Source organism: Streptomyces sp. CRN 30, assembly GCF_034105845.1.
In genome coordinates this window covers 128,135-138,405 of the sequence record NZ_JAVRHI010000159.1, presented here as the reverse complement: position 1 = coordinate 138,405, position 10,271 = coordinate 128,135, and the positions used below count along the sequence as shown (strand labels likewise).

At 74.7% G+C, this 10,271-nt stretch carries 6 protein-coding genes; 4 read left to right on the top strand and 2 right to left on the bottom strand.

The window, feature by feature from the left end:
• Both UW392_RS16010 and UW392_RS16005 read left to right on the top strand, forming a co-directional pair.
• The coding region (locus UW392_RS16010) for an aldehyde dehydrogenase family protein (RefSeq protein ID WP_320775670.1) at positions 1 to 1,231 on the top strand (1,231 nt) is incomplete at its 5' end.
• Entirely contained in the window at positions 1,228 to 2,340 is a 1,113-nt protein-coding gene (locus UW392_RS16005; RefSeq protein WP_320775669.1) for an alcohol dehydrogenase catalytic domain-containing protein, read from the top strand. The genes UW392_RS16010 and UW392_RS16005, both read left to right, overlap by 4 nt.
• A gap of 24 nt (positions 2,341 to 2,364) precedes the next feature.
• On the opposite strand, the gene UW392_RS16000 is transcribed toward UW392_RS16005, so the two are convergent.
• On the bottom strand, positions 2,365 to 3,273 hold the full coding sequence (locus UW392_RS16000; protein ID WP_320775668.1) for an SAM-dependent methyltransferase: 909 nt from the start codon (positions 3,271 to 3,273) through the stop codon (positions 2,365 to 2,367).
• Positions 3,274 to 3,867: 594 nt separating this feature from the next.
• Positions 3,868 to 4,431: a helix-turn-helix domain-containing protein gene (locus UW392_RS15995; protein WP_320775667.1), complete on the bottom strand. Its 564-nt coding sequence runs from the start codon at positions 4,429 to 4,431 to the stop codon at positions 3,868 to 3,870.
• A gap of 149 nt (positions 4,432 to 4,580) precedes the next feature.
• Between UW392_RS15995 and UW392_RS15990 the strand changes: the two genes are divergently transcribed.
• Positions 4,581 to 5,522 carry an NmrA family NAD(P)-binding protein gene (locus tag UW392_RS15990; protein ID WP_320775666.1) on the top strand — a complete coding sequence of 314 codons (942 nt, stop codon included), beginning with the start codon at positions 4,581 to 4,583 and terminating at the stop codon, positions 5,520 to 5,522.
• A gap of 433 nt (positions 5,523 to 5,955) precedes the next feature.
• On the top strand, positions 5,956 to 10,179 hold the full coding sequence (locus UW392_RS15985) for a bifunctional nitrate reductase/sulfite reductase flavoprotein subunit alpha (RefSeq protein WP_320775665.1): 4,224 nt from the start codon (positions 5,956 to 5,958) through the stop codon (positions 10,177 to 10,179).
• Positions 10,180 to 10,271 lie beyond the last annotated feature (92 nt).

The window sequence follows — 10,271 nt, the reverse complement described above, 5'->3', positions numbered from 1 at the left end:
CGCGGACGCCCTGCGCGCGGCGGCCGACGCCGTGACGGCCGCGGGCGACGACCTCGCCCCCCTGCTCACCCGGGAACAGGGCAAGCCGCTGCGGGAGTCGGTCGCGGAGGTCGCCCGCACGGCCGCCCGGCTGCGCTACTTCGCCGGCATGGACCACTCCCCGCAGCGTCTCGCGGACGGCCGGCCGGTCCGCAGCGAGCTGCGCTGGCGCTCCACGGGGCCCGTCGCCGCGATCGTCCCGTGGAACTTCCCGCTGCAACTGGCGTCGGCGAAGTTCGCGCCGGCGCTGGCCGCCGGGAACCCGGTGATCCTCAAACCCTCCCCGCACACCCCTCTCGCCACGACCCTGCTGGGCGAGATCCTGTCCGCCGTCCTGCCCGAGGGGGTGCTGACCGTCGTCACCGGCCGGGAGCCGCTCGGCGCCCGCCTCGCCGCCCACCCGGCCATCCGGCACGTCACCTTCACCGGCTCGGCCGAGGCCGGCCGGGCCGTCGCGCGGGCGGCGGCGTCCTCCCTCGCCCGCGTCACCCTGGAACTCGGCGGCAACGACGCGGCGATCCTGCTGGACGACGTGGACGTGGAGGGCGTCGCCGACCGGCTGTTCCAGGCGGCGTTCCGCAACTGCGGACAGGTCTGCATGGCGGTGAAACGCGTCTACGCCCCGGCCCGGATCCACGCCGAGGTGGTGGAGGCGCTCGCGCACCGCGCCCGGACCACCGTCGTCGGACCGGGACTCGACCCGGCCTCGCGGCTCGGCCCGGTCAACAACCCCGGACAGCTGGCCCGTGTCGAGGAGTTGACGCGGCGGGCCCTGGCGGACGGTGCAAGGGCCGCGGCCGGCGGCCACCGGCTGGACCGGCCGGGCTGGTTCTGGGCCCCGACGGTCCTCACCGACGTGGACCCCCGCAGCCCGGTGGTGACGCAGGAGCAGTTCGGCCCCGTACTGCCCGTACTGCCCTACACCACCGTCGACGAGGCGGTGGCGGCCGCCAACGGCACCGGTTTCGGGCTCGGCGGCTCGGTGTGGAGCTGCGACCCGGACCGGGCCGAGGCGGTCGCCGACCGCCTGGAGTGCGGCACGGCCTGGATCAACCACCACGCCGAACTGTCCCTGGCCCAGCCCTTCGCGGGCGTCAAGGAGAGCGGCGTCGGCGTGGCCGGCGGGCCGTGGGGGTTCCAGGGCAACCTCAGTCCCTTCGTCGTGCACCGCCTTCAGGAGGCCCGGCCATGAAGTTCGACGCGGCGGTACTGAGTTCCCACGACGACCCGTTCGCCGTGGAGCAGGTCGCCCTGGACGCGGGACCGGGCGACGGCGAGGTCCTGGTCCGCGTCGCGGGCTGCGGCATGTGCCGCACCGACCTCGCGGTGCGGCACTCGCGGGGCCGGTCACCGCTCCCGGCGGTCCTCGGCCACGAGGGCGCGGGCACGGTGGTGGAGACCGGCGGCCCCGACACGGGGCTGCGGGTCGGCGACCACGTCGTACTGAGCTTCGACTCCTGCGGACGGTGCCGCCAGTGCCTGAGCGCCGCACCCGCCTACTGCGACTCCTTCGCCTCGCTCAACCTGTACGGGGGCCGGGGGGAGGACGACACGGGCCGGCTGACCGACGCCTCGGGCCGGGCGCTGGCCCCCCGCTGGTTCGGTCAGTCCTCCTTCGCCGCGTACGCGCTGGTCGCGGCCCGCAACGCGGTCAAGGTCGATCCGGCGCTCCCGCTGCACCTGCTCGGCCCGCTCGGCTGCGGGTTCCTCACCGGCGCCGGGGCGGTGCTCAACTCCTTCGGCGCGGGACCGGGTGACACCGTCGTCGTGCTCGGTGCGGGAGCGGTGGGCCTGGCCGCGGTGATGGCGGCGACGGCGGCCGGCGCGGTGGCCGTCGCCGTCGACCGGGACGCCGGGCGGCTGGCGCTGGCCGAGCGCTTCCGCGCGGTCGCGCTGCACGCCACCTCCCGGGACCTCGCCGGCGACATCCGCCGGCTGACCGACGGCGGCGCCCGGTACGCGCTGGACACCACGGCCTCGCCCTGGCTGATCAACGCCGCGCTGCACGGACTGCGCCCCACCGGCCGACTGGGCTGCGTCGCCCGGCTGCACACCACCCTGCCCCTTGAGCCGGGAGCGCTGGACCGGGGACGGCAGTTGTCGCACATCTGCGAGGGAGACGCGGTCCCGGCGCTGCTGATCCCCCGGCTGACGGCTCTGTGGCGGGCCGGACTCTTCCCCTTCGACCAGCTGATCCGCACGTACCCGCTCAGCGACATCAACCAGGCCGAACGGGACTGCGAGGAGGGCCGGGTCGTCAAACCCGTCCTGATCCCGGAGAGCGGGAGCCGGGAAGACTGACCCGGTGTCCCGGTCCGGGCGGTGTCACCGGGCCGGCTTCTCCGCGAACACCCACCGGTTGCCCTCCAGGGCGTCGTTCTCCGGCTCCGGCAGGGGGCCGCGGCCGAACCGGTGGGTGAAGTCGAAGGGACTGCGGACCTCGACGGTCCATCCCCGGCCGGCCAGGTCGGCGGGTGAGTCGGGCCGCGGTCCGCCGTCGAAGAGGGTCAGCAGGTCGATGCCGATCTCGTGCTCCGTCGCTCGGTAGAGGGGGCTGTCGCGGTACGCGTGCAGGTTCTTCTCGACCTTGATCTCGAAGGCCAGGGTGCTCCCGGCGGCGCTCAGCCGGTGCACGGTGTCCATGAGCCGGCTCTCGGCGGCGGGCGGCAGGTAGAACAGCAGCCCCTCCGCCAGCCACGCCGTGGGCACGGCGGGATCGAACCCGGCGGCGCCGAGCGCCCCGACCCAGTCGTCCCGGAGGTCGACGGGCACGGGCACGCGCCGCACCTTCGGCGTGGCCGCCAGGCCGTCGAGCACCTCGTGCTTGAAGCCGAGCACCCGCTCCCGGTCGACCTCGAACAGCGTGCGGCCCTCCGGCCACGCGAGCCGGAAGGCACGGGCGTCGAGCCCCGCGCCGAGCAGCACCACCTGGCGCGCCCCCGACCGCACCGACCGCAGCAGCCAGTCGTCCAGGACCCGGGTACGCAGACCGAAGTAGCGCGCGAAACGGCCCCACAGGGGGTTCGCGTCCCCGTCCGGCACGTCCTCGATCCGCAGCGGCCACCCGGCCGACGCGGGCGCCGCCCGGACGAAGTGCTCCGCGTACACGTCCTGCGCGAGGCTGTCGTCGCGACAGGTCTCCACGGCACGTGCGGCGGCGACCAGCAGAGCGGTCGCCCCGACACCTCCGGTGACGCCGTCCGTACCGGAGTCCGGCTGCGCTGTGCCCACCATGTGTCCCCCCAGGAGGTCGGATCGGAGTCCGAGGAGAACGACCCCGCCGACCGGCCCAGGGCCTCCTCGGATCCTGCGGGCACTCACTATCCGGCCGCGCCGCGCGCACCACGCGCGAAACCCGGACCGTTTCATCCCCCCGGGTGAAAATCGGGTCGGACACCGGCGGTGGGCCGGGACATCGGGCAGAGCGTCTCCAGGAACGCGGCCGGCGGGCACGAGGCGGGTCAGGCGCGTCAGACGCTCGGCCATGGCCAGGGTGGGCGGGGCCGTCCAGGGCGCCGCGGGCGCGCGCACCGGCACGGTGCCCCGCGCACCGGCGCTAGTCGCTCGTCGACCTCGCCGACCGCGGCCGCACCGCGATCGGCGCGGTACGGGCCCGTGAGCACGACCTGCTGCGCCGAGTGGTCGGCGTGCTGACCGGGGCGGACGTCGACGCCTGCCTCCGGGTCCTCGGTGCGACGCACGCACTCTTCGGCGACGTAGACGTAGACGTCGACGTGGACCGAGCGCGGTGCGGTGCGGTGCGGTGCGGGGCGGTGCGGGGCGGGGCGGGGCCGCGGCCCCGTGTGCCGCGGGTGCCGTCCGTGCCGGTCAGCGCGAGGCGGTCCGCAGGCCCTCGACGGCCAGGCGGAAGCTGCGTGCGGCCTGCTCGGCCGGGTCCGCGTGGTGTTCGGTGGCGAGGGCGATGCCGACCACCAGGACCAGCAGGTCGTGCGCGGTAACACCGTCGCCGACCGTTCCCTCGCGCCGCGCCCCGCGCAGCAGCGACGCGCTCGCGGTCTCCAGCGCGGACCCACAGGAGTCCTCGGCCGGCAGATCCTCCAGCGGGGTGTAGGTCAAGGCGTCCGCCAGCCCCCGCGCCGCCACCGAGTACTCCAGCACCTCGCGCAGCCAGTCGACCAGCGCGGCGAACGCGTCGGTCCTTCCGGCCAGCTCGCCGGCCCGGCGGCACAGGGCCTCGACGCGCTGCGCGAAGACCGCGCCGAGCAGCGCCTGGCGCGTCGGGAAGTGGCGGCGCACGGTGGCCGAACCCACCCCGGCGACCCGGGCGATCCGCTCCAGCGACGCCTCGGCCCCCTGCTCGGCCACCTCCTCGGCGGCCACCTCAAGGATGCGCGCGTAGTTGCGACGGGCGTCCGAGCGCTGTCCGGTCATCTGCCTCTCCGATGCCGATGGGTCCGTATCCGGGTCAGGGGCCCCGGCCGGTTGCTAAGTGGCGGGCCCCGCCATATCGTAGCGTGCATTAAACGGCGGGCCCCGCCATTTATCCGGGACCCGCTCTGCCCTCTTGGAAAGGCACCCCCATGTCCATCTCCTCGGCACCTGTGCTCGTCACCGGAGCGACCGGCCGGCAGGGCGGCGGGACCGCCCGCGCCCTGCTCGCCTCCGGCACCCCCGTCCGCGCCCTCGTCAGGGACCCGCGCACACCGAAGGCGCGGGCGATCGAGGCCCTCGGCGCCCAGCTGGTCACCGGCGACCTGACCGACCCCGCGTCCCTGGTACCGGCCGTGACCGGTGTGCGCGGCGTCTTCTCGGTGCAGATGCCCGCCTTCACGGGCGAGGACTTCGACTTCGACGGCGAGGTGACCCAGGCCGTCAACCTCATGCGCGCCGCGAAGGAGGCCGGCGTGCCGCAGTTCGTCCAGACGACGGTCAGCGGCGCGGGGCAGCACACCTCCGCCCCCGGCTGGGCCGAGGGGCGGTGGCCGGAGATGGCCCGGCCCCTCGGCACGAAGCAGGCGATCCAGGACCGGCTGCGGGAGATGGACTTCCCGCGCTGGACCCTGCTCAAGCCGTGCTTCTTCATGGAGAACTTCGACCCCGCCCTGCGGTTCTACTTCCCCCACGGCCTGGCCGGCGGCCTGATCACCGTCGTCAGGCCCACCACGAGCCTCGCCCTGGTCGCCGCCCAGGACGTCGGCCGCGCCGCCGCGGCGGCCCTGGCCGCACCGGACGACTTCCACCGCGTCGAACTCGAACTCGCCGGCGACCACCTCACCATGGAGCAGATCGCCGCCGTGCTCTCGGACGCGCTCGGTGTCCCGCTGCACGCGCCGGACCTGACCGTGGAGCAGGCCCGCGCCGCCGGTATGCCGGAGATGGGTGCCACCCACGTCTTCGTCGACCAGGTCGGCCAGCCGGCCCGGCCGCGCTTCGCCCGCGAACTCGGCATCGCGACGACGACCTTCGAGCAGTGGGCACGGCAGCTCGCCGGGTCCGTGGAGTCCGCGGCGGCGGGGCGCTAGCACGCCCGGTACGGCGTTCCGCGTATGCCGGAGCAGCAGCCGGGATCGCCCGGCTGCCGCTCGCCGACGCGTGCCGTCCGCCCCTGGCCGACGGCACGGCGGACGGCACGGTGGACGGCGTCTTCAGCGCGGGGCCCGTCGACCGGCGCGGGGCCCGTCGACCACGTACCCGACCCCGCGCTGCGGGCGGCCGGGGCCCGGACGGACGGGTGAACGGGCGTACCCATCGGTCCGCGCGCCCGTGTGCCCGGCCGCCCCGGCCCTCACGCACCCGGCACGCACCCCTCACACACCCCTCGACCACCCCGTGCGCGCCGCGTAACCCCCCGCGCTCCCGGCGTGTGACCGGGTGGAAACGCGATCTTCCTACCGTGCTGTGCGTGGGCAGCCCGCCGTCGGTGGGGGCATCGGTACGGGCGGTGGGTGGGTCTCGGTGGCAGCTGGCTCGAAGGACGGCACGGTACGCACGGTCTGCTCGTACTGCGGAGTCGGCTGCGGCATCGTCCTCGACATCGAGCGCGACCCCGTGGACGGCCGGCGCCGCGTGGCGAAGGCGGCCGGGGACAAGGCCCATCCGGCCAACGCGGGCCGCCTCTGCACCAAGGGCGCCACCAGCGCGGACATGATGGCCGCGCCCGGCCGGCTCTCGACGGCGCTCGTGCGCGGCGAACGCGGCGCCGAACCGGCCGCCACCGACGTGGACGCCGCCGTCACCGCGACCGCCGCCCGCCTGCGGGCCGTCCTGGACGAGCACGGACCCGACGCGCTCTCCTTCTACGTCTCGGGGCAGATGTCCCTGGAGGCCCAGTACCTGGCGAACAAGCTGGCCAAGGGGTTCGTCCGGACCAACCAGATCGAGTCGAACTCCCGCCTGTGCATGGCCTCGGCCGGCTCCGGCTACAAGCTGTCCCTCGGCGCCGACGGTCCGCCCGGCTCCTACCAGGACTTCGACCACGCCGACGTGTTCTTCGTCATCGGCGCCAACATGGCCGACTGCCACCCCGTCCTCTTCCTCCGCATGGCCGACCGGATCAAGTCGGCCGGAGCGAAGCTCATCGTCGTCGACCCCCGCCGCAACGCCACCGCCGACAAGGCCGACCTCTTCCTCCAGATCCGGCCCGGCACCGACCTCGCGCTGCTCAACGGCCTCCTCCACCTCCTCGTCGCGAACGGCCACACCGACGAGGAGTTCATCGCCGAGCACACCGAGGGCTGGCAGGACATGCCCGCCTTCCTCGCCGACTACCCGCCCGACCGGGTCGCGGAGATCACCGGCCTGGCCGAGGACGACATCCGCCGGGCCGCACGGTGGATCGGCGAGGCCGGCGCGTGGACGAGCTGCTGGACCATGGGGCTCAACCAGTCCACCCACGGCACGTGGAACACCAACGCCCTGGTCAACCTGCACCTCGCCACCGGCGCCATCTGCCGCCCCGGCGCCGGGCCCTTCTCGCTCACCGGCCAGCCCAACGCCATGGGCGGCCGCGAGATGGGCTACATGGGTCCGGGCCTGCCCGGACAGCGCTCCGTCCTCGACGACACCGAGCGCGCCTTCACCGAGGAACTCTGGAACCTCCCCGCGGGCACCCTGCGCACCGACGTCGGCCACGGCACGGTCGAGATGTTCGAGCGGATGGCCGCCGGCGACATCAAGGCCTGCTGGATCATCTGCACCAACCCGGTCGCCTCCGTCGCCAACCGCAAGTCCGTCATCGCCGGCCTGGAGACCGCCGAACTCGTCATCACCCAGGACGTCTTCGCCGACACCGAGACCAACGCCTACGCCGACATCGTGCTCCCCGCGACGCTGTGGGCCGAGTCCGACGGCGTCATGGTCAACTCCGAGCGCAACCTCACCCTCGTCCGGGGTGTCGTCGACCCGCCCGGCCAGGCGCTGCCCGACTGGCAGCTCATCGCCCGGGTCGCCTGCGCGATGGGCTACGCCGACTCCTTCACGTACGCCTCCGCCGAGGAGGTCTTCGAGGAGCTCAGGCAGGCGTGGAACCCCCGGACGGGGTGGGACCTGCGCGGAGTCACCTACGAACGGCTCCGCGCCACCCCCGTCCAGTGGCCCGCGCCCAGCGCCGACGGCCCGGACCGCAACCCGGTGCGCTACCTCAACGACGGTGTCAGCCAGACCCTCCTGGAACGCCCCGACGGCACCCGCCCCCGGCTCGCGTTCCCCACGGCGAGCGGCCGGGCCCGTTTCTACACCCGCCCCCACCTGCCGCCCGCCGAACTCCCCGACGACGACTACCCGTTCGTCCTCACCACCGGCCGGCTCCAGCACCAGTGGCACACGATGACCAAGACGGGGAAGGTCGCCAAGCTCACCAAGCTCGACCCGAAACCCTTCGTGGAGGTGCACCCGGAGGACGCCGCCGCCCTCGGCATCACGGCCGGCGACCACCTTGAGGTCGCCTCCCGTCGGGGCCGCGCCGTACTGCCGGCGGTCGTCACCGACCGGGTCCGGCCGGGCACGTGCTTCGCGCCGTTCCACTGGAACGACCTGTTCGGCGAGTACCTGAGCATCAACGCCGTCACCAACGACGCCGTCGACCCGATCTCCTTCCAGCCCGAGTTCAAGGTCTGCGCCGTCACCCTGGCACGGACCACCGCCCCCGTACCGGCGGACCGCCCGGAACCCGCCCCCGCCACGGTCCCCGCCCCCGCCACGGTCCCCGCCCCCGTCACGGAAACGGCCGCCGCCCCCGTACGGGCGCTCGCCGCCCTCCTCGGCCTCCCCGACCCCGACCCCACCCCGGTCGCCCTGGCCGAACCGGAACGCCGGTACCTCTCCGGTTACCTCTCCGGCCTGGTCCTCGCCCCGCCCGACGGACGTGTCCCCGTCCTCCCGCCGGAAGCGCCGCTCGCGCCCGCCCACGCCCTGTGGGTCGACGGCGTACTCGCCGGCCTGTACTCCCGCGCCGCCCCCGTACCCGCGCACCCCAGCGCTCCGGCGGACGCCGCCCCGCCCGCGCCGACCCGGCGCGTGACCGTCCTGTGGGCCTCGCAGACCGGCAACGCGGAGGAGGCCGCCGCCACCGTCACGGCCCGGCTCACCGCCTCCGGCCGCCCCGCCGAACTGGTGCCGATGGCGGACGCCGCCCCGGACCTGCTGGCCCCCGGCACCGACGTACTCCTCGTCACGAGCACCTTCGGTGACGGTGACGCGCCGGACAACGGCGCCGGCTTCTGGGACGCGCTCAGCGCCGGGGACGCCGGACGGCTGGAGGACGTCCGCTACGCGGTCCTCGCCCTCGGCGACTCCAGCTACGACGACTTCTGCGGCCACGGCCGCCGGCTCGACGAACGCCTGGAGGCCCTCGGCGCGACCCGGCTCGTCCCCCGCACCGACTGCGAACCCGACTACGAGGAGGCAGCCGAGCGGTGGCTCGACCGGCTCCTCGCCGCACTGACCGGCCCCCGCCCCCCGGAGCCGACGGCCACCCCCGCCCCCGCCCCTGCCCCTGCCCCTGCCCCTGCACCCGCCCCCGCCCCCGTCGCCACCCCGGCCGCCCCTGCCGCCCCGGCCGTCCCCACGAAGGCGTCCCCGTTCGCGACCCTGCTCATCGGCAACAAGCTGCTGAGCCTGCCCGGTTCGCGCAAGGAGGTGCGGCAGTTCGCCTTCGACACCAGGGACGGCGAACTCGCCCACGAGGCGGGCGACGCGCTCGGCGTGTGGCCGGCCAACGGCGCCCCGCTCGTCGCCGAGTGGCTCGCCCTCACCGGCCTCGACGCCGACGAGCCCCTCGACCTCGGCGACGGCGCGCCGGTCCCCTTCGAGGAGGCCCTGCGCACCCGCCTCGACATCTCCCGCGTCACCACCGACCTGCTGCGGTTCGTGACCGACCGCACCGGCAGCCACCACCTCAAGCGGCTCCTGCGCCCCGACAACAAGGACGCCCTGGCGCAGTGGAGCTGGGGCCGCCAGGCCGCGGACGTCCTCGCCGAGTTCCCCGTCCGGGCCGCGGCGGCCGAGTGGGCCGCGGTCCTCAGACGCCTCCAGCCCCGGCTGTACTCGATCTCCTCCAGCCCGCTCGCCCACCCCGGCGAGGTCCGCGTCACCGTCTCCGTCGTCCGCTGGACCAACGACCTCGGCCGGGACCGCAAGGGCGTCTGCTCCACCTACCTCGCCGACTGCGCGGACGACGGCCCGGTGCAGGTGTTCGTCCAGCGCTCACCGCACTTCCGGCCGCCCGCCGACCCCGCCGCCCCCATGATCATGGTGGGTCCCGGCACGGGGGTCGCGCCGTTCGTCGGCTTCCTCCAGGACCGCCGGGCCCGCGGCCACACCGGACCCAACTGGCTCTTCTTCGGCGAACAGCGCCGGGCCACCGACTTCTACTACCGCGAGGAACTGGAGGAGTTCCGCTCCTCCGGCCACCTCGACCGGCTCGACGTGGCCTTCTCCCGCGACCAGCGCAACAAGGTGTACGTCCAGGACCGTATGCGCGAACACGGCCCCCGGCTGTGGCAGTGGCTCCAGGACGGCGCCCACCTCTACGTCTGCGGCGACGCCACCCGCATGGCCAAGGACGTCGACCGGGCGCTGCGGGACATCGCCGTCACCCACGGCGGTCTGAGCGCCGACGACGCCGGCGCCTACGTCCGGCGCCTGGCGTCCGACAAGCGCTACGCGCGCGACGTGTACTGAGCCACACACGCAGCCCCCGCCGGCCCGCCGGGCAAAGGAGAGGAAAAGCTCCGTACAAGCAGTGCCAACTCTCCGTGCTCGCGTGAACCCCG

Bases quoted from the DNA above. Each gene is read 5' to 3' on its own strand.
- UW392_RS16005 (WP_320775669.1), top strand. From the start codon at position 1,228: ATGAAGTTCGACGCGGCGGTACTGAGTTCCCACGACGACCCGTTCGCC.
- UW392_RS16000 (WP_320775668.1), bottom strand. From the start codon at position 3,273: ATGGTGGGCACAGCGCAGCCGGACTCCGGTACGGACGGCGTCACCGGA.
- UW392_RS15995 (WP_320775667.1), bottom strand. From the start codon at position 4,431: ATGACCGGACAGCGCTCGGACGCCCGTCGCAACTACGCGCGCATCCTT.
- UW392_RS15990 (WP_320775666.1), top strand. From the start codon at position 4,581: ATGTCCATCTCCTCGGCACCTGTGCTCGTCACCGGAGCGACCGGCCGG.